Annotated in this window: 12 protein-coding genes; 10 read left to right on the forward strand and 2 right to left on the reverse strand. The window is 45.4% G+C overall.

The annotated features are described in order from the left end of the window. Positions 1-44 precede the first annotated feature (44 nt). From J2W55_RS14475 to J2W55_RS14495, 5 genes are all read left to right on the forward strand, one after another. Positions 45-1,196: a hypothetical protein gene (locus J2W55_RS14475; RefSeq protein ID WP_310096794.1), complete on the forward strand. Its 1,152-nt coding sequence runs from the start codon at positions 45-47 to the stop codon at positions 1,194-1,196. Positions 1,197-1,325: 129 nt separating this feature from the next. Then, positions 1,326-2,402, forward strand: a complete 1,077-nt coding sequence (locus tag J2W55_RS14480; protein WP_310096797.1) for a cellulase family glycosylhydrolase — start codon at positions 1,326-1,328, stop codon at positions 2,400-2,402. Between the two features lie 9 nt (positions 2,403-2,411). Next, entirely contained in the window at positions 2,412-4,544 is a 2,133-nt protein-coding gene (locus tag J2W55_RS14485; RefSeq protein ID WP_310096800.1) for a CehA/McbA family metallohydrolase domain-containing protein, read from the forward strand. Positions 4,545-4,824: 280 nt separating this feature from the next. After that, positions 4,825-6,423, forward strand: a complete 1,599-nt coding sequence (gene pckA / locus J2W55_RS14490; RefSeq protein WP_310096803.1) for a phosphoenolpyruvate carboxykinase (ATP) — start codon at positions 4,825-4,827, stop codon at positions 6,421-6,423. Continuing rightward, entirely contained in the window at positions 6,416-6,682 is a 267-nt protein-coding gene (locus J2W55_RS14495) for a hypothetical protein (RefSeq protein ID WP_310096805.1), read from the forward strand. Before pckA ends, J2W55_RS14495 begins: the two co-directional genes overlap by 8 nt. Before the next feature lie 186 nt (positions 6,683-6,868). On the opposite strand, the gene fbp is transcribed toward J2W55_RS14495, so the two are convergent. Both fbp and J2W55_RS14505 read right to left on the reverse strand, forming a co-directional pair. Beyond that, the gene (gene fbp, locus J2W55_RS14500; RefSeq protein WP_310096807.1) at positions 6,869-7,900 is read right to left on the reverse strand and encodes a class 1 fructose-bisphosphatase; all 1,032 of its coding nucleotides are present in this window, start codon (positions 7,898-7,900) and stop codon (positions 6,869-6,871) included. A 153-nt stretch (positions 7,901-8,053) separates the two neighbouring features. Next, complete coding sequence (locus J2W55_RS14505; protein ID WP_310096811.1) at positions 8,054-9,949, reverse strand: AAA domain-containing protein; 1,896 nt, start codon at positions 9,947-9,949, stop codon at positions 8,054-8,056. A 428-nt stretch (positions 9,950-10,377) separates the two neighbouring features. On the opposite strand from J2W55_RS14505, the gene J2W55_RS14510 reads away from it, so the two are divergent. The 5 genes from J2W55_RS14510 to J2W55_RS14530 all read left to right on the forward strand — a co-directional run bounded on the left by J2W55_RS14510 (position 10,378) and on the right by J2W55_RS14530 (position 20,281). Beyond that, the gene (locus J2W55_RS14510) at positions 10,378-13,818 is read left to right on the forward strand and encodes a ThuA domain-containing protein (protein ID WP_310096814.1); all 3,441 of its coding nucleotides are present in this window, start codon (positions 10,378-10,380) and stop codon (positions 13,816-13,818) included. A 70-nt stretch (positions 13,819-13,888) separates the two neighbouring features. After that, complete coding sequence (locus J2W55_RS14515) at positions 13,889-14,749, forward strand: sugar phosphate isomerase/epimerase family protein (protein WP_310096817.1); 861 nt, start codon at positions 13,889-13,891, stop codon at positions 14,747-14,749. A 12-nt stretch (positions 14,750-14,761) separates the two neighbouring features. Continuing rightward, on the forward strand, positions 14,762-15,706 hold the full coding sequence (locus J2W55_RS14520; protein WP_310096819.1) for a sugar phosphate isomerase/epimerase family protein: 945 nt from the start codon (positions 14,762-14,764) through the stop codon (positions 15,704-15,706). 162 nt (positions 15,707-15,868) lie between these two features. Then, positions 15,869-17,077: an efflux RND transporter periplasmic adaptor subunit gene (locus J2W55_RS14525; RefSeq protein WP_310096822.1), complete on the forward strand. Its 1,209-nt coding sequence runs from the start codon at positions 15,869-15,871 to the stop codon at positions 17,075-17,077. 36 nt (positions 17,078-17,113) lie between these two features. Further along, positions 17,114-20,281, forward strand: coding sequence for an efflux RND transporter permease subunit (locus J2W55_RS14530; RefSeq protein ID WP_310096826.1), 3,168 nt, complete (start codon positions 17,114-17,116; stop codon positions 20,279-20,281).

The raw sequence follows: 20,281 nt of genomic DNA on the forward strand, positions 1-20,281 counted from the left end.
CTTGATGATGTAAAAGATGATATAATTGATATATAATATTGATAATGAGGTTATTTTATGTTTTGTTAATTTTTGCCTTTGCCCCGTATTTGGTACAAGGGCAGCAGAAAGCTGCTGCAAGCATTGTTTGGGACCAGGCATCTCTAAAACAGGTGGCACCACTAAACGGAAACAGCAACGCAAACTATGCCCGTATGATACAATTGGGCAATGGCAGTTTATTGTGCGTTTATGAAAGTGGCGGCGGTGTGGAGTGTACTACAAGTAATGATGAGGGTAAAACCTGGCTTGCACCTACGGTAATTGCCCAGCCGTTACCGGGTATTGCTATGGCCGTACCTGATATTCTTGAACTGAATGACCACTCCCTGCTGGCATCATACAATCCGCGGCCACATAAAATAAACGGCAGTTGGGATACCACCAAACATTTTGCCATCTGTACCAAAAAAAGCTACGACGGCGGGAAAACCTGGCGCGACGAGCGGCTTATATACCAGGCCGGCAGCCAGTTTGAAAATGGCTGCTGGGAACCTTCGCAAATACAACTGCCATCGGGCGAGGTGCAGTTATATTTCTCTGATGAGGGCGTTTATACCCACTCGAACGAGCAAAATATATCATTGTTCAGATCACCGGATAACGGATTAACCTGGACAAAACAGCCCGAGATAGCTTCTTTCAGTGCCGGACATCGCGACGGCATGCCCGTGCCCATCATTCTTAAGGGGAAAAAAGAGATCTTGTTTTCTATTGAGGACAATACCGGCGGCCAGTTTAAACCGTCAATTATCCGCAATACGTTCGGTCAAAACTGGAAAAAAACGGTAGGCACCCATGATGCCGAACGCTCCTATGCGTTAACCCCCAAATTAGCTGATACTGTTTATGCCGGGGCACCATATTTGCGCCAGCTGCACAGCGGGCAAACCATTTTATCATACCAGAGCACGCAAAACCGGGGCAGCAACTGGGAGCTGGCTTGTATGCAGGTGGCCGTGGGCGACAGCCGCGGTGAAAATTTTGTACAAACAGCAACGCCCTTTAATGTTCCGCTAAATAAACACGGCTTATGGAACTCATTGTGTGTGCTTAAGGATGACACAATAATCGCTTTAACATCAACAGATGCCTACAGTGGGCATACATCCATTTGGATGATAAAAGGGCATCTGGTAAATGACAAGGCTAACTAATGCCTCACCTAAATCCTCTCCAAAGGAGAGGACTTCATTGGCATATGGTTCGTCAGAACCCTCTCCTTTGGAGAGGGCAGGGTGAGGCCCGCTCAGTTTAATAATTGACATATTAAAACACTTACATAAATGCAAAACAAACTAAAATTACAGGCCCTGGCATTAATTATGCTGTTCAGCATTCAATTATCGGCCCAGCAAAAAGGCCCGGCCGGGGTATGGCCTGCGCAAAAAGCAAAAGCATGGTACGCGCAGCACCAGTGGCTGGTAGGCAGCGATTTTATACCCAGCACAGCCATAAACCAATTGGAGATGTGGCAGTCCGACACTTTTGACCCGGCAACCATTGATAAGGAGCTGGGCTACGCCCAGGGCATAGGCATGAATGTGATGCGCGTGTTTCTGCACCACCTGGCCTGGCAGCAGGATCCCGAAGGTTTTAAAAAGCGGATGGACCAGTATCTGGCCATATCAAGTAAACATGGCATACAAACCATGTTTGTGTTTTTTGATGATTGCTGGAACAAAGTGCCCAAAACAGGTAAACAGCCCGAACCAAAACCAGGCATACACAACTCTGGCTGGATGCAGGATCCCGGACAGCCGGCTTCTGAGAACGCCGCGAATTTTCCAGCGCTTGAAAAATATGTAAAAGACGTATTAAAACGCTTTGCTGCCGACAAGCGCATATTGCTTTGGGACCTGTATAATGAACCGGGCAACTCCGGTAAAGGCGACAAATCACTGCCCTTGCTAAAAAATGTTTTTAAATGGGCAAGGGAAGTAAACCCAGGCCAGCCTATTAGCGCCGGTGTTTGGAGCTGGGGATTAGAAAACTTAAACGCCTTTCAGGTAGCCAATTCTGATGTGATCACTTATCATGATTACTCACCCGAGCCCGACCATTTAAAAACCGTACAGTTCCTGAAAATGCTTGGCCGCCCGCTTATTTGTACCGAATATATGGCCCGCCCGCGCAATAGTTTGTTCAGTACCGTATTGCCAATGCTCAAAAAGGAGAATGTAGGGGCAATAAACTGGGGTTTTGTATCAGGCAAAACCAATACCATTTACGCCTGGGATACCCCGATACCGGACGGCAGCGAGCCTAAATTATGGTTTCATGATATTTTCCGCAAGGATGGCACTCCTTACAAACCAGAAGAAACCGAACTGATAAAAAGTTTGACTGGCAGGGGCAAATAGATTTGGGATATGTGGTTTTTAGATGTGCAGATAGTTATGAAAGTAAAGCTTAAATATTTATTACTGCTGATAGCCGGCGGTCTGGTTATGTTTTTATTTAATATGAACAGGGCTAATGGGCAGGCTATCAATCTTAAAAACTTTAATCCTAAATCAGGAGTAAGCTTAAAATCAGATCATGACCATGTCACAGTTACCTGGCCTGCAGGCGGTAACAGTAATGGGCGCCTGGTGTTTAATTTGAGTAAAGATGCTCCATTGTTTCAAAGCGTTCAGCTAAGTACCAATGGAATATATAAGCAGATAATTAATAACGTTGATCCGCAATTTATACTTACCGTAGGTAAGCGCGACCTGGTATCGCAAAACGGCTGGAATATATTTTTTGATAAGGTTCCCTCCAAGCCCCATCGTTCTTATAAAGTTGATTTTAATAAAAATGATGTCAGTGTAACCACATCCGGTTCACGCACTACCATGACCATAACCGGTGTAGAAGCGCCAAACTTTAAGGGCGATCTGGAGATTACCCTTTATAATGGTCAGCCGCTTTTTAACGTGGCCGCGGTAATAGCTACACAAATAGATTCCACCGCCATAGTATATGATGCCGGGCTTGTTGCCAAACAGCCGCCGGTTAAAAAAGTATCCTGGAGCGATGTTTACGAACATCTGCAAACAGATAACCTTAATACGCCTGATACAGCTAAAAACCTTGCTGTAAAATACAGAAGCGTTATTGGATCCAACACCGGCGGAAGTATAGCGGTATTCCCGGCCCCACATCAATATTTTTATCCGCTCGATGAAGCCTTTAACCTCAAATTTGTTTGGTACGGGAACAATTATCGCAATATGCTTAAAGGTTATGGCCTCGGCATAAGGCAGGAGCTTTATGGCGATAAACGTTATGTACCCTGGTTTAACGCGCCGCCGGGTACAAAGCAGCGGCTTAATTTTTTCTGCCTGTTAAGCACCGGCAATGCAGCAGGATCATTGGCTAATGTTAAGCGATATACGCATAATGACAGTTATAAACCCCTGCCGGGTTATAAAACCATGACGAGCCATTTTCATAACGAATTTATTATGAGTTTGGTACTGGCGGGCAAGCCGGTTCCAGACAGTCCTTCATTCGTTAATGTTTTTAAAAGACTGGGTGTAAATATTGTTCACCTGGCCGAGTTTCACTACACTGCCCACCCCAAAGGTCCGGACGGGCAGCGGCTGCTGGAATTAAAATCGTTGTTTGATCAGTGCCGGCGCCTGTCGTCTGCTAATTTTTTGTTATTGCCCGGCGAAGAGCCAAACGAATTTTTTGGCGGCCACTGGCTGGAGTTTTTCCCGAAACCTGTTTACTGGATCATGTCGCGCAAGCCGGGAACACCATTGGTAACCACTGATGCCGAACATGGCAAAATATACCATATAGGAGATAAAAATGATATGCTGGCCCTGCTAAAAGCTGAAAACGGACTGGCCTGGACAGCGCATGCCCGTACCAAAGGCTCAACCGGTTTTCCGGACGCTTATAAGGATGAAGCATTTTTTACCTCAAACCGGTTTTTAGGTGCGGCCTGGAAAGCCTTGCCTGCTGATCTTTCCCAACCCCGCCTGGGCAAGCGGGCGCTCGACCTGCTTGATGATATGAATAACTGGGGGCTGCAGAAAAAAGTGCTCGCGGAAGCCGATTTGTTTAGCATTGAGCCGGAGAATGAAATGTATGCGCACCTCAACGTAAACTACCTGCAGTTAAACAAACAACCTCAATTTAAGGATGGCTGGCAACCGGTGTTGGATGTGCTGCAAAAAGGGCGCTTTTTTTCAACCACAGGCGAGGTGCTGATAGCTGATTTTAAAGTAAATGGTCATGAGTCGGGCGAAACCATTAAACTTCCTGCTGATGGCAAGTGCAATATCAAATTCAAAGCCGACTGGACGTTCCCGCTAAATTTTGCAGAGATAATTTCTGGTGATGGTAAAAAGGTTTACCGCAAATATATTAACCTGAATTATACTAAAGCCTTTGGCGTACAAGCTTTTAATATCCCTGTTAACCTGAAAGGCAGAACCTGGGCACGTTTAGAAATCTGGGACGCAGCCGCTAACGGCGCCTTTACCCAAACCGTTTGGTTTAAATAGATTAGCGTTGTTTCAACATATGGCTATAATACCGTTATTACCGGTACAAAATATGTGAAAATAATGTATATCAGTTGTTTTTAAGCCATTTCTGTCAATAATACAGCTATTAAAATTACGCAAAAAATTCCCGGCCAAATGTAATGGTAACCCCTTGATTAGTAGTATTAAATGGCTTAGTGTATTTAATACAACTGATTGATTATCAGCGAATATGTATTTTGAAATACATTTTTGTAATCTTAGTTTTGTCTTAACCAATTATAAAATTTAACGTGATATGGGACAAGTCACTAACAAGGGAACAACGTTGCAGTTGGGCGTTCCTGAACTCGGTCAGGGTCAGGAAATTCACTATCAATTATCGCCACAGGATTTAATAAAAATGGCTCTGGAACGCGGAGAGGGCCATTTAACAGATTGTAACGTACTGACTATCGATACAGGCGAATTTACAGGCCGGTCGCCAAAGGACCGCTATATTTTGTCTGACGCGCTCACAAAAGATACCATTTGGTGGGGCGATATTAACATTCCAATTGGCACAGTGGTGTTTAATGCTCTGTACACTAAGGTAATAGCTTACCTTAATAACAAAACTATTTTTGTGCGCGATGCCATGGTTTGCGCTGAAAAAAGCAGCCGTTTAACCTTGCGGGTGATCACCGAAACGGCCACCCAGAACTTATTTGCTTATAACTTATTTTTACGCCCTGATGAGATCGCTGATCCGGAATGGACCATTATATCGGCCCCCGGGTTTAAAGCCGACCCTGCGGTTGATGGCACCCGGCAGCATAATTTTGTGATGATCAACTTTACCAGCAAGGTGATATTGATAGGGGGTACGGGTTATACCGGCGAAATAAAGAAAGCGGTATTTACCGTGTTAAATTTTTTGTTACCCCAGCACCATATCCTGCCTATGCACTGCGCTGCCAATAAAGGGGCAGGTGGCGATACCGCTATCTTTTTTGGCCTATCTGGTACGGGCAAAACAACCCTCTCGGCCGATCCGGACCGGCAACTGATAGGTGATGATGAGCACGGATGGAGCGAAAATTCTGTTTTTAACTTTGAGGGGGGCTGTTATGCCAAAATAGCCGGTTTAACCGCCGAAAAAGAACCGCAGATATACCATGCTATGCAGCCTGGCGCGCTTTTGGAGAACGTTTGCTTTCACCCGCTTTCAAAAACTGTTGATTTTGATAACCTGTCAAAAACCGAAAACATCCGCTTGTCATATCCCCTGCACTATATTAGCAATGCGGTATGCCCTGCTATAGGCGATGTTCCGCGGAATATATTTTTCCTGACAGCTGATGCATTTGGTGTGTTGCCGCCTATTTCCAAATTGAACAGGCAACAGGCCATGTATTACTTTTTATCGGGCTATACAGCTAAAATAGCAGGTACGGAATGTGGCATCAATGAACCCGAAGCTACGTTTTCGGCTTGTTTCGGGCGGGCGTTTTTGCCTCTGCACCCCACTAAATATGCAGAAATGCTGGGCGAAAAGCTGGATAAATACTCATTGAACGTATGGCTGGTAAACACCGGCTGGACAGGTGGTTCATACGGTACCGGCCAAAGAATAAAATTGAGCTATACCCGCGCCATGATCAAAGCGGCGCTTAATGGTCAGTTGGATAGTGTTCCGCGCCAAAAGCTCCCTATTTTTGATCTGATGATACCTGCATGGTGCCCGGGTGTGCCATCAAACCTGCTAAACCCCATAAATACCTGGGCCGACCCATATAGTTACGAAGAAACGGCCAATCACCTGGCACAGCTTTTTCGTAAAAATTGCAGCCAGTATAAAGGTTTTTCTGATGGAATGCTATGTTCGGTAGGACCGGCAGCGGTTACGCTTGGGTAGGTTACCAAAACAGTTTGTCCTGAGCGGTAGCGAAGAATCTTCTTCGCCCTACCAGGTGCCAACTTTTCTATTGAAGGTGCTTCACTCCGTTCAGCATGACAAAGTGGGGATAGATATAAAAAGCCTTGTCATTCTGAGCAATAGCGAAGAATCTTCTTCGCCCTACCAGGTGCCGGTTTTTCTATTGAAGAAGATGTTTCACCCCGTTCAGCATGACAAAATGGGGAGTAAATATAAAAACTCTTGTCATTCCGAGTGACAGCGAAGAATCTTCTTCGTCATGCCAAGAGTCAGCTTTTCTATAGAAGAAGATGCTTCACTCCGTTCAGCATGACAAAGTGTAAGTTTTTGGCATCCCAAAAAAGTCTTGTCATTCTGAGCGATAGCGAAGAATCTTCTTCGTCTTAAACTTCGACATCTCTATGGAAAAGATGCTTTACTTTTTTTATGATGCAATACTTACTTGCTCTTGTTCATCCGCGTCAGCCATAAATTCTTCGGCCTTTAATACCATTTGTTCCGATCCGATGAAGATAGGGGTGCGCTGGTGTAACGATCTTACATCCAGCTCCAGGATACGTTTTTTACCATTGGTGGCCCGTCCGCCTGCCTGTTCAATAATGAACGACATCGGGTTGCATTCATAAACCAAACGCAGTTTGCCGTCAGGCGCCGCCGCCGTTACAGGATAAATAAATATACCGCCTTTGATCATGTTACGGTGCAGGTCGGCAATCATCGAACCAACATAGCGTGAACTGTACGGGCGATGGGTGCTGTCATCCTCTACCTGGCAATATTTGATATATGACTTTACGCCCTGCGGAAAATGGACGTAATAACCCTCGTTAATAGAATAAATGATCCCGGTTTTAGGTATCTGCATATTGGGGTGCGACAGGCAAAACTCGCCGATAGAGGGATCAAGGGTAAAGCCGTTAACACCCTTGCCGGTGGTATAAACAAGCATGGTTGATGTTCCGTATATCACGTATCCTGCAGCTACCTGGTTTACGCCTTTTTGCAGCACATCATCCAGGGTTGCCCGCCCGCTTGTACTTTGCCGGCGGTAAATAGAAAATATGGTACCTACTGATACGTTTACATCAATATTTGAGGAGCCATCGAGCGGGTCAATAGCTACAATGTATTTAGCATGCAATGACACATCGGTGTCAAGCATTACAATTTCCTCGTTTTCTTCAGATGCTACGATACAGCATTCGCCTCCGCTTTTCAGGGCGGCTATAAATTGTTCATTGGCATAAATATCCAGCTTTTGCTGATTTTCGCCTTGTATGTTTGTGCTGCCTGCCTGGCCCAGCATGTCAACCAATCCGGCCTTATTTACCTCCCGGTTTACAATCTTGGCTGCTATCCCAATATCGCGCAGCAAACGTGAAAGCTCCCCCTTTGCATAAGGGTGGTCGGCTTGATTTTCAATGATGAATTGCCCTAAAGTTTTGATTTGTGCCATAGGCTTAGTGTATATTTTACGTAATTATTGTTGCTTTTTCTTAGGCAATATAACTATAAAAAAGCCTACAATGCAACAATTTAGCCACATTAATCACCGGTAACGTTTGCGTAATAGTGTAAATGTGTAGTAAAATGGTAATAATATGTGGTCTTAATCACCAGCATAAGCCCAGGCACTTTCATAGGCATTCAAACGCTCGGCATAATCAACAAAAGCGGCATAAAATGGCAAACGTGTAAGGGTTGAACTATCGCCTATGACCACCAGTTTCTTTTTGGCCCGGGTTAATGCCACATTCATCCTGCGGATATCTGATAGAAAGCCGATCTCGCCCTGGTTATTGCTGCGCGTCATGCTGATATAAACCACATCCCGTTCCTGTCCCTGAAAACTGTCGACCGTGTTAACAGCAATATGGTTCATGTATTTAAGCAGCTCGGGGTGCGCGGCCAGTTGCTCATTCAATATCCTGATCTGTTCTTTATAGGGGGCAATAATGGCAATGGTTGGAAAAGTATCAGACTCTTTTAAACCGGCGGCTAATTTGCTCAGGTGTTTTAGCAAAAACGCGGCCTCTTCGGGGTTGGCTAAACTGGTGCCTTCCTGCTGTTCATCAAACCCGCAACCGGCAGTATCTACAAAAGACACGGGCATATCACCGGTAAACAGCACTTGGTGAGCTACTGAAGCATGCGCCTTAAGTTTATGCTGATAAAACACGCCCGACGAAAAGCCCATAATAGCTTCGTTCATGCGATATTGTTCGTCCAGTAATACAACAGCTTCGGGATGCAGGGTGGCGCATTTTTCGAGCAGGGTAGTGCTTAACCCTTTTTGCGCGGCCTCTGCCGACTTTACTGTTGGCGGCAGCTGGCAATGATCGCCGGCAAGTATTACTCTTTGTGCTTTTAATATAGGAACCCAGCAGGCCGGTTCCAGCGCCTGGCCTGCCTCATCAATGATTACGGTATCAAACTGAGTATCGCGTATGGTATAATGATTTGCGCCTATCAGTGTAGCGGTGATTACCTGGGCTGTGGCTACCAGATCATCAATAATATGCTGTTCAGTAGCGGCCACATCTTTCATGATCTTGTGTGCTTCCTGAAAAAGTGCCTTACGTTGGTCGCGTTCGGCTTTGCCAAAGCTGCGTTTGTATTTGTGGGCCATGTCTTTATAAGCGCTGGCTTGCTTTTTTAATTTTTTTACTTCTTTGTTATCACGGTGCCCGGCCATTTTACTGTCGAGCGTTAGGGAGAAGAGCTTTTCAGATACCCGCGCCGGATTACCTATGCGCAAAACATTAAGCCCTTCATCAGTCAGTTTTTCGCTTAACAGGTCGACGGCGGTATTACTGGGGGCAACAACAAGTATTTGTTTTTTATGCTGACTGATGAGCACTTTAATAGCCTGTACCAGCGTGGTTGTTTTGCCGGTGCCCGGCGGCCCGTGAACAATGGCCAGATCCTGTGCCGAAACTATTTTTTGAACCGCCGCCATCTGCGAAGTGTTCAAACGCGGAACAACTACCGGTGGCAGTGTATCAAAAGCCGGCGATCCCTGGCCGGTGAGTATATTGATCAAACGGCCTTCCTTTGGCCTTGCAGCCAGTGCTGCGGCCTGTTTAAGGGCCTGCAGCATTTCGTCATAACTATTGTTGTCAAAAAGCAGGTCGATGCCCAGTTTGCCATCACGGGTCCAGTCGGGCAGTTCATCGGTATATAAAGTGATCTTGAGGCGGTCGGTATTTTGGTACGTAATGATGCCTTCCACACGGTTGTTCTTTGGATCATGGTTGGAGAACAAAGCAGCCGGCACCCCAAAGCGGAACTGATGGGCCAGGTCCTTATGCGTGGTGCGTTCCACCTCGGTATTGATATAATCGCCGCGGCCGGGTTCGGTACCTCTTATAGCAATGGGATACCAGGTAAGGCCCTGTGCCCTCCGGCTGGCAGCCGACGTGTTTTCTGTTAATTTAAGATAAGCGTTGCGGTCCTCGTCCTTTTCTTTGTTCAGCAGGTTGAGCAGATTTTTGAAATAATCCATTTGCTGCAAAGGTAGCAGGACTTGGGGACTTTTGGACTATGGGGTTTTTGGACTATATGACTATTAGATTATAGGACTTTTAGATTTTGAACTCTATAGTAAAGATCAAAGGGTAAAGTAAGCCGAGTATCCTTGGTTCTCAGATCTTGGTCCCAAAGTCCAATAGTCCCTTAGTCCCAAAAGTCTCCAATCCCGTCATCCTCAAAAAGTAACAATTTACTTACAAAGATTTAAAGGATGTAATATTAGTGTATTAGATACACAATAAATATTAATATTGTAATAACCAATTAGTTAGCCGGTAGTATTTTACCACTTTATTGTACTTTTTTGCCAATCATATAGAAAAGGCTGCTGTAAATGTGCGGTTTACGGTGATGTACTATTACTGATTGATAATTGGAACATCAACTAAATTATCTCATATCATGTCATTAAAATTAAAATTTACCTGTGTTTTATTGATCGGACTTAGCTTCTTGCTGTATTCATTTAAAAAACCGGCTCCTGAACCACGGGTTCTTGTTTTTTCAAAAACACTGGGCTGGCACCATTCCTGTATTCCGTTTGGTATAGCAGCTATTCAAAAACTGGGTAAGGAGAACGGCTTTGAAGTGGATACTACCACCAATGCCGATGATTTTAATGATCAAAATTTAAAAAAATACCAGGCTGTTGTATTTAACTGTACAACCGGCAATGTACTTAACGCTGTGCAGCAGGCCGCCTTTGAACGCTATATACAAGCCGGGGGCGGTTATGCCGGTGTACACTCCGCCGCTGATACCGAGTACGACTGGCCATGGTACGGTAAGCTTGTGGGGGCATATTTTTCAAGTCATCCCAATAATTCAAATATCCGCAAGGCAACTATTGATGTTACCGACAGGAGTAACCCTATAACTGCCAACCTGCCCGCCCGTTGGGAACGAACAGACGAGTGGTACAACTATAAATCTATTTACAGCGGCATACATGTGTTAGCCAGCCTTGACGAAAATACATATGACGGCGGTACAAACGGAGCCGAGCATCCTATTACCTGGTATCATGAATTTGACGGCGGCCGGTCGTTTTATACTGGTTGCGGCCATACTGACGAAAGTTACAGCGATCCACTGTTCCTGGGGCAACTGCTGGGCGGTATTAAATATGCTATGGGCAACGGCAAGCCGCTTGATTACAGCAAAGCCTACTCCAGGGTGGCGCCAGATCAAAGCCGTTTTGTTAAAACGGTGCTGGTAAGCAATATCGCGTCGCCTATGGAACTGGCCGTGGCCGGGGATGGCCGGGTGTTTTTTACGCAGCTAATGGGCAATTTTTCCGTTTATAATACACGCACCAAACAATTTAAGGTTATTCATAAGTTTCCTATAACCTATGAGGGTGGCACCGGTGTAATTGGTTTAACCATCGATCCTAAATTTGAAAGCAATCAGTTTGTATATATTTATTACATGCCCGCCGGGCAAAAGGACGAGCCGCTTAATTTTCAGCTGTCAAGGTTTAAGTTAAGTTCGCAAAATGTGCTCGACCTTAAATCAGAAAAGATATTGCTTAAAGTGCCGGTTCAAAAAGTGAGCGGGGCGCACCACGGCGGTTCACTGGCCTGGGATAAGAACGGCAACCTGTACCTGTCAACCGGTGATAGCTCAAGCCCTTTTCCTGCAGATGGATATGCCCCTTTGGACGAACGCCCCGGCCAGGAACATTACAGCCTTGATGCCCAGCGCAGTGCGGGCAATACCAATGATTTTAAAGGGAAAATTTTACGGATCCATCCCGAGGCCGATGGTACTTATACTATTCCCGAAGGAAACCTCTTCCCGAAAGGGACACCTAAAACCAGGCCCGAAATTTATGTAATGGGTTGCCGTAACCCATACCGCATAGCTGTAAACCCTAAAACATCTGTATTATACTGGGGCGAGGTAGGGCCCGATGCCGGTAAGGATTCGCCAAGAGGTCCGCGTGGTTATGATGAATTTAACCAGGCCAAAAAACCAGGTAATTTTGGCTGGCCCTATTTTGTAGGGAATAATTTTGCCTACTCGCACTGGGATTTTGTAACCAACACACCCGGCCCTAAATTTGATCCAAAAGCACCGGTAAATAACTCGCCCAATAATACCGGTTTAAATGTATTGCCACCGGCTACACCGGCCATGATCTGGTATCCTTATGCCTCGTCAGACGAGTTTCCTGAACTTGGTATGGGCGGCAGGTGCGCCATTGGCGGCGACTTTTATGAATACAATGCCTCGGTTAAAAACCCCAATAAATTCCCGGAGTACTATGACGGTGCTTTGTTTGTAGCCGACTGGATGCGCAATTGGGTTATTGACCTGCGGTTTGATGAAAACGAAAATTACGTTAGGAATGAAGCCTTTATGCCTTCCAATGGCGATTTCAGACGGCCAATTGATATGGAGTTTGGGCCCGACGGTACATTTTATATGCTGGAATATGGCTCGGTTTACGGAGCACAGAATGAGGATGCCCGCCTGGTGAAAATTGAATACAACACCGGCAACCGTGCCCCAATTGCAAAAGCTGGCATAACTGATACGGCTATGATGCACCTGTATCAGCACACCAAATACCTTACTGCTGAACTAAAAAATATGCCGGTTAAAAAAGAAATAGCCGGCCAGGCACCGCTTACGGTCAGCGTTAACGGCCAGGGCAGCAAGGATCTGGACGATGATGATAAAATTACCTACCAGTGGTTGTTTGACGGGAAAATCGTTGGCGCTTCCACATCATCAGCTACACACACCTATACTAAACCAGGTACTTACAAAACCATACTTAAAGTAACTGATAAAGCCGGTTTGGTTAGCCGCGATACCATCATAGTAAGGGTTGGCAATACCGCTCCGTCTGTAACTATCGCCAGTGTTGATAACGAATCATTTATATGGAAGGGAAAACCCTTTAAATATCATGTAATAGTAAAGGATAAAGAGGATAAGGTGATTGATCCAAAGCGTGTAAAGCTGTTTTATATATATAACCCCCAGCCATCGGCAGATAATAAAACAGTGCGTAACCTGGCCGCGCTGTCAGCTGCTGAGGTAAGCTATCCCGGCAAGGCGCTAATGGCCTCGAGCGATTGTAAATCATGCCATACCATTAATAAAGTAGCGGTAGGGCCAAGTTTTATATCTATCGCCAACCGTTACAAAAGCCAAAAAGGATCGGTTGATAAATTATCAAAAAAGATCATCAACGGCGGTGCGGGTAGTTGGGGTACCGAGCATGTAATGAGCGCGCATCCGCAATTGTCCAGCGCTGACACCAAAGAAATTGTAAGGTATATTTTTTCGCTGACCGATAAAAAGAATAAGGCGCTGCCTTTACCGCTGCATGGCAGCCTTAACCTTAAATTTAATGACGCCGAGCCGCGTGGCGAGTACACCTTGCTTGCCTCTTATACCGACAAGGGTGGCAGGGGAGTTGGGCCGCTTACCGGTACCGATGTGATTACACTGCGCAATGCCAATGTGAAGGCGGTTTTTGCCGACGAGTTAAAAGGGTTTAACCGCTTTAAGGATGATCTTTCGGCTGGCAGTCATAAATCCTATGTCATGTTCAGGGACGTTGATCTGTCGAACGTTAAAAAGTTTGCTTATCAGTACGCGTCAAAAGATGCCGCCGGCGAAATTGAGGTGCGTATTGATTCGCAGGCCGGGCCGGTTATCAGCTCAACGGCATACAGTGAAACCGGCGACTGGAAAAAAACCGCATGGTTAACAGGCGATGTACAAAAGCCGGTAAAAGGTAAGCATGATATTTACTTTTTTGCCATAAAACGCACTAAACCAAGCGATGGCATCATCAGCTTAAAGGATATTCAGTTTCAATAATGGACAGTTTGGTAATAATAAATAATGTTTAAATTTTTTTCCTGTTAACCTCATACATGATCCTGTTTTTATGAAAAGATATTTAATTTTTTTGAGTACCGGCTTATCCCTGTTTTTGGGGCACAGCCTCGCGTTTGCCCAAACAGGCAAACCACTTTTTACCAATGCAATAGGTGTGCAGGCCTACACTTTTCGCAGCAGTATGCCCAAAGCTACAGTGGCCGTTTTAGATACCATTAAAGCCCTGGGCATAACCGAACTGGAGGGCGAAGGGCCAAAAGATATGGACAAGGGCGAGTTTAAAAAACTTTGCGACGAGCGGGGAATAAAAATACCGTCGGTAGGGGCCGGGTACGATGATATTGTAAAGGACCCCGCCGCTGTAGTAAAGCTGGCCAAAACACTGGGCGCGAGCTATGTTATGGTAGCCTGGATACCTCATAAAAAAGAGTTTACCCTTGAGGATGCCAAAAAAGCCGTTGCCGATTTTAACCGTGTTGGCAAAATATTGAAAGATAACGGCCTTACTTTTTGTTACCATAACCACGGTTATGAGTTTGGTAAATATGAAGATGGTACCCTATTTGACTATATCGCCAAAAACACCGATCCTAAATATGTGTCGTTCGAGATCGATATATTGTGGTCGTTCCATGGCGGGCAGGACCCAGCGCAGCTTATCAATAAATACCCCGGGCGTATGAAGCTCATGCACCTGAAAGATATACGCAAGGGTGTGGCCAATGATCTTACAGGCGGTACCGATACTAAAAATGATGTGGCTTTGGGCACAGGGCAAATTAATATACCCGAAGTGTTGAAGGCAGCGAAAAAGGCAGGCATTAAACATTATTTTATTGAGGATGAAAGCCCATCGTACAGCACTCAACTGCCCGTAACCATTGCTTATATCAAAAGTTTAACTTATTGATATAATATGCTGATGGATAACTTATTAAGTAGGAGACAGGTGATAAAAACCATAGGACTGGCAGCGGGTGCCGCGGTTGTAAAAGATTCCGCTGCAGCGCCGGTTATCAGCACTGGCAAGCATGATCATGGTTTTGTGTATTCATTAAACATGAGCACCATACGTGGTCATAATTTAGGCTTTGTGAAAGAGCTTGAAGTGGCCGCCAAAGCTGGGTATACATCCGTTGAAATATGGATTGATACCCTGCAGGCGTATCTTAAGACTGGCGGCTCGGTAACTGAGGCCAAAAAGATCATTACTGATCTGGGTATCACCATTGAGAATGCGATTGGCTTTGCCCAGTGGATAGTAGACGATGAAGCTACCCGTAAACAGGGAGTTGCCCAGTTGCGCGCAGAAATGGAAACGCTTGGCCTTATAGGTTGTAAAAGAATAGCCGCGCCACCGGCAGGAGCCACTAAATCGGCCCTGATAGATCTGGATGTCATTGCCGAGCGGTATAATACTATTTTACAAATAGGAAGCGAAACCGGAGTGATACCGCAACTGGAAATGTGGGGCGGTTCGGTAAACCTGAAACATATAAGCCAGGTACTATATGTGGCGGCCCAGTGCGGTCACCCGCAAGCGCGGCTCCTGCTTGATGTATTTCATATTTACAAGGGGCAGTCGGCAGTTGAGAGTTTGCAGTTTGTTGGTAAACCATTGCTTGATATATTCCACGTAAATGATTATCTTTCAGATATCAGTCCTGATAAAATATCTGAACCAGACCGGGTGTATGTTGGCGACGGCGTTGCGCCCCTGAAACGCATACTGCAACTGGTTAAAAACCCCGAAAAGCCTCTTATTATATCCTGCGAGGTATTTAATAAAAGTTATTATCAGCAAGACGCGCTGGTAGTAGCTAAAACAGCCCTCCAAAAAATGAAGGCTGTAACTGCAGCAGTTTAATCCCTCCCAAAAACTGATTAGATATTGACGAACTCGGCATGACAAGCTTATCCTTTTAAAAAAAGCTGTAACTATTAACAGCTTTTAACTGTCAAACCAAAAAATTTTTCCGTATTTAGTGGCAGGCGCCCCTATGCCTGATGTTTTCACGATTAGTTATCTATGATGTCCTTCAAAAAATCCTGCAAAAACAATAACATCATCAACCTTAAAAAGGCAACAGCATTTTTCGCTGCTGTTTTGTCGGCGGCTATTTTGGGCTCCTGCGGCAATAACAATCAATCAGCGGCAAAGGGCCCTGCCGAAGAGGTATTGGATTACAAAGTGCTTACCTTACAGCCACGCTCTGCCACTTTAAACGTTGATTACCCGGCAAGTATACAAGGGCAGCAAAATATTGAGATAAGACCTAAAGTTGATGGTTATGTTGAAAAAATATACGTTGATGAAGGCTCTATTGTAAAAAAGGGGCAATTGCTTTTTAAAATAAATGCGCCGCAATATGAACAGGAGGTGCGTACGGCGCTGGCCGGTATTAAAACAGCAGAGGCCGACCTGAGCCTGGCCAAAATGCAGGTGAGCAAGGTAAAGCCACTGGTTGAAAAGGACATTATCAGCCGTTATGAGCTGGAATCGGCCGAATATACCCAACAGTCGAAGGCTGCGGCCCTGGCACAGGCCAAAGCAAGCTTGGTAAATGCCAAAGTTAACCTGGGGTATACAACCATTACCAGTCCTGTAAACGGGGTTATAGGATCATTGCCCTATAAGCTGGGTAGCCTGGTTACCAGCACCACGACAGATCCGTTAACAACGGTTTACAATACCGCTAATATTTATGCCTACTTTGCTATGAACGAAAAGCAATTGCTTGACTTTAGCAAGGATAGTACAGGTAGTACTACATTTAAAGCCAAATTGAGCAAGCTGCCTAATGTGTCGCTCATATTGCCTGACGGAACCACCTATGAGCATACCGGCCGTGTTGAAACCGTGAACGGTTTAATTAATACTGCCACCGGGGCGGCCAATGTAAGGGCAGGGTTCATTAATCCAAGGGGGCTTATCCGCAGTGGTAGCAGCGCAACGGTGAGGATACCCAATACCATAAAATCAGCCTTGCTGGTGCCCCAAAGCGCTACTTATGAATTACAGGATAAACGCTTTGTGTATGTAGTTGATAATCAAAACAAGATAAAAAACGTAGCCATTAAGGTGATGGACAATACTGCCGGGCAATTTTATGTAGTAACTGAAGGCCTGCGCGCGGGCGATAAAATAGTACTGGAAAGCTCCAATAATTTAAGAGACGGTACTGCCATAAAACCTACAGCGGTTAGCGCGGCATCTGTTTACGGCAACCTTAAATAGTCTACTTTAATTTGTTATTCTGCAAAAAGCAAAATTATGCTTAAGAAATTTATAGAACGTCCCGTATTATCAACGGTTATTTCAGTTTTGCTGCTGATACTGGGCATATTGGGACTTATAAGCGTACCTATATCACAATACCCTGATATTGCGCCCCCGACGGTGCAGGTGCAGGCCTTTTATAGCGGCGCCAATGCCGATGTGGTGCTTAAAAGTGTTATTATTCCATTAGAGGAGCAGATCAACGGGGTGGAGAACATGACCTACATGACCTCTTCTGCCAGTAATGATGGTTCGGCATCCATAACTGTTTACTTTAAGGTTGGTACTAATCCTGATCTGGCTGCCGTGAACGTACAGAACAGGGTTTCAAGGGCAACCAGCTTATTGCCGCTGGTGGTTACGCAATCGGGTGTTTCGGTGGCCAAAAGCCAGAGCAGTAACCTGATCATCTTTTCGCTATACAGCGAAAACAAAACGTACGATGAAACCTTTTTGCAAAACTACGCTAAGATAAACCTGGTGCCTCAAATACAGCGTGTTACCGGCGTGGGCAATGCCGAGGTTTTTGGCTCAAGGGATTACTCCATGCGCATATGGCTCAAGCCCGATGTAATGTCGCGCTATGGCCTGGTTCCTGATGATATTACCGATGTGCTGAATGAACAGAACATTGAGGCCGCCCCGGGTAAATTTGGCGAAAACAGTAACCAGTCGTTTCAATATGTGATCAGGTACAAGGGGAGGCTGCAAACAGCGGCCGAGTTTGGCAACATGATCATCAAATCGGTAGGTAACGGGCAGTTACTGCGTTTAAATGATGTGGCCCGTGTGGAATTAGGGTCGCTTGATTATTCCTTTCACATCATAACCAACGGGTTGCCATCAGTTGGTGTGGCTATCAGTCAAACGGCTGGCTCCAATGCGAGGGAAGTTATCAACCAATCAAAAAAGATCCTGGATGCCGCTTCAGAAACCTTTCCCAAAGGAATGAAGATCACGTATCTGGTTGATGCCAATGAGCTTTTAGATGCCTCAATTGAAAAGGTGATCAGCACCCTTATTGAGGCCTTTATACTGGTATTTATTGTAGTGTTTGTTTTCCTGCAGGATTTCAGGTCAACACTTATCCCGGCAATTGCTGTTCCGGTAGCTATTGTGGGCACCTTCTTTTTCCTGAACCTGTTTGGTTTTACTATAAACCTGCTTACCCTTTTCGCACTGGTGCTGGCCATAGGTATTGTGGTTGATGATGCCATTGTAGTGGTTGAAGCCGTGCATGCCAAGCTTGACCAGGGCTACAAATCGGCCCGCAAAGCATCAGTAGATGCCATGAACGAGATATCTGGAGCTATAGTTTCCATTACCCTGGTTATGTCGGCAGTATTTTTACCGGTAACCTTTATATCGGGGTCAACAGGGGTTTTTTACAAACAGTTTGGTATTACACTGGCGGTGGCTATTTTATTGTCGGCGGTAAACGCTTTAACGCTTAGTCCGGCATTGTGCGCGCTGTTTTTAAAACCCCACAAAAAAGGGACGCCCAAGCATGGTTTTATCAATCATTTTTATGTGATATTCAACACCGCTTTTGAGGCGGTAAGCGGTAAATACAAAAAGTCGGTAAATTTCCTGGCGCATAAAAAGTGGATAGCACTTGCAGCTGTTGCTGTATTTGGCGCGGCGCTCGTCTATCTGGTAAAAACAACCCCTTCGAGCTTTGTACCTAATGAAGACCAGGGCGTAGTATTTGCCGCCATTAGCCTGCCACCGGCATCATCAATGGAGCGTACCGACGCGGTTGCCAACAAGATAGATAGTATAGGCCATACTTTCCCGGCTGTTGAAAATACGCTTAAACTGGTGGGGTTTAACTTTATAGCAGGTTCGGGAAGCGCTTACGCCATGGTGATCATGAAGTTGAAAACATGGGAGCACCGTAAAGATAAAAAAGACAGTCAGGAGAGCATTATCGGGCAACTTTACGGTAAAACCAGCGGCCTGAGGGAAGCAACAGTATTTTATTTTTCGCCGCCTACATTGCAGGGCTTTGGCAATAGCGATGGTTTTGAGTTTCAATTACAGGATAAAGGCGGTCATACCATCAATGAACTGTTTAAAGTAAGCAACGATTTTATAGCCGCGCTTGGCAAACGGCCCGAAATTCAAAGTCTTAATTCTTCATTTAACCCCAACTTTCCGCAGTTCCAGGTTGATATTAACGTGGCTAAATGTAAAGAAGCGGGTGTAACCGTAAATTCGGTTCTGAATACGCTGCAGGGATACTACGGCGGATTGTATGCCTCAAACTTTAACCAGTTTGGCAAGCAATACCGCGTAATGATACAGGCCGATTATGATTACCGTGCCAATGAAACAGGTTTAAGCAAAATATTCGTGCGCAACAGTTCGGGCACTATGGCGCCCATCACCTCATTCATTACGCTGAAAAAAGTGTTTGGCCCCGAGTCTATTTCAAGGTTTAACCTGTTTACGGCTATTTCGGTTTCGGGGCAGCCCAAGCCGGGCTATAGCACCGGCGATGCCATAAACGCCATTAAACAAGTGGCGCTTGAAAGTTTACCGGCAGGGTATGGGTATGAATTTTCGGGCTTAACGCGTGAGGAATTAACCACCGGTACACAGTCAGCTTATATATTTTTACTTTGCCTGGTGTTTGTTTACTTTTTGCTGAGCGCCCAATATGAAAGCTATATCCTGCCGTTCGCGGTACTGCTTTCTTTACCGGTAGGTTTGGCAGGTACTTACATCTTCGCGACAATTTTTGGCGTCGGCAGTAATATTTACCTGCAAATTTCACTCATTATGCTTATCGGTTTGCTGGCTAAAAACGCTATCCTGATTGTTGAGTTCGCGTTGGAAAGGCGGCGGGCAGGCATGGACCTGATACCGGCAGCCATTGCCGGGGCCGAAGCGCGTTTGCGCCCCATCCTGATGACCTCCTTTGCTTTTATATTTGGTATTATGCCGTTAATGGTTTCAAGCGGGGCCGGGGCCAATGGCAACCGTTCCATAGGTACAGGCGCAGTTGGGGGTATGTTTGTGGGTACCGTTTTCGGCGTATTTGTGATCCCCATATTGTTCATTATTTTTCAGTATTTACAGGAAAAAATAAGCGGCCCAAAGAAACACGGGGATGAAGACGATGAAGATGACACGATAGAAGCAGAACCAGCTCATTGA

Origin of the sequence: Mucilaginibacter pocheonensis (genome assembly GCF_031456535.1) — a bacterium.
In the GTDB taxonomy this organism is placed as follows: Bacteria; Bacteroidota; Bacteroidia; order Sphingobacteriales; family Sphingobacteriaceae; genus Mucilaginibacter; species Mucilaginibacter pocheonensis.

Coding starts and splice junctions, on each gene's coding strand:
- pckA (WP_310096803.1), top strand. CDS start 4,825: ATGGGACAAGTCACTAACAAGGGAACAACGTTGCAGTTGGGCGTTCCT.
- J2W55_RS14515 (WP_310096817.1), top strand. CDS start 13,889: ATGAAAAGATATTTAATTTTTTTGAGTACCGGCTTATCCCTGTTTTTG.
- J2W55_RS14485 (WP_310096800.1), top strand. CDS start 2,412: ATGTGGTTTTTAGATGTGCAGATAGTTATGAAAGTAAAGCTTAAATAT.
- J2W55_RS14505 (WP_310096811.1), bottom strand. CDS start 9,949: ATGGATTATTTCAAAAATCTGCTCAACCTGCTGAACAAAGAAAAGGAC.
- J2W55_RS14530 (WP_310096826.1), top strand. CDS start 17,114: ATGCTTAAGAAATTTATAGAACGTCCCGTATTATCAACGGTTATTTCA.
- fbp (WP_310096807.1), bottom strand. CDS start 7,900: ATGGCACAAATCAAAACTTTAGGGCAATTCATCATTGAAAATCAAGCC.
- J2W55_RS14480 (WP_310096797.1), top strand. CDS start 1,326: ATGCAAAACAAACTAAAATTACAGGCCCTGGCATTAATTATGCTGTTC.
- J2W55_RS14520 (WP_310096819.1), top strand. CDS start 14,762: ATGGATAACTTATTAAGTAGGAGACAGGTGATAAAAACCATAGGACTG.
- J2W55_RS14475 (WP_310096794.1), top strand. CDS start 45: ATGAGGTTATTTTATGTTTTGTTAATTTTTGCCTTTGCCCCGTATTTG.
- J2W55_RS14510 (WP_310096814.1), top strand. CDS start 10,378: ATGTCATTAAAATTAAAATTTACCTGTGTTTTATTGATCGGACTTAGC.
- J2W55_RS14525 (WP_310096822.1), top strand. CDS start 15,869: ATGATGTCCTTCAAAAAATCCTGCAAAAACAATAACATCATCAACCTT.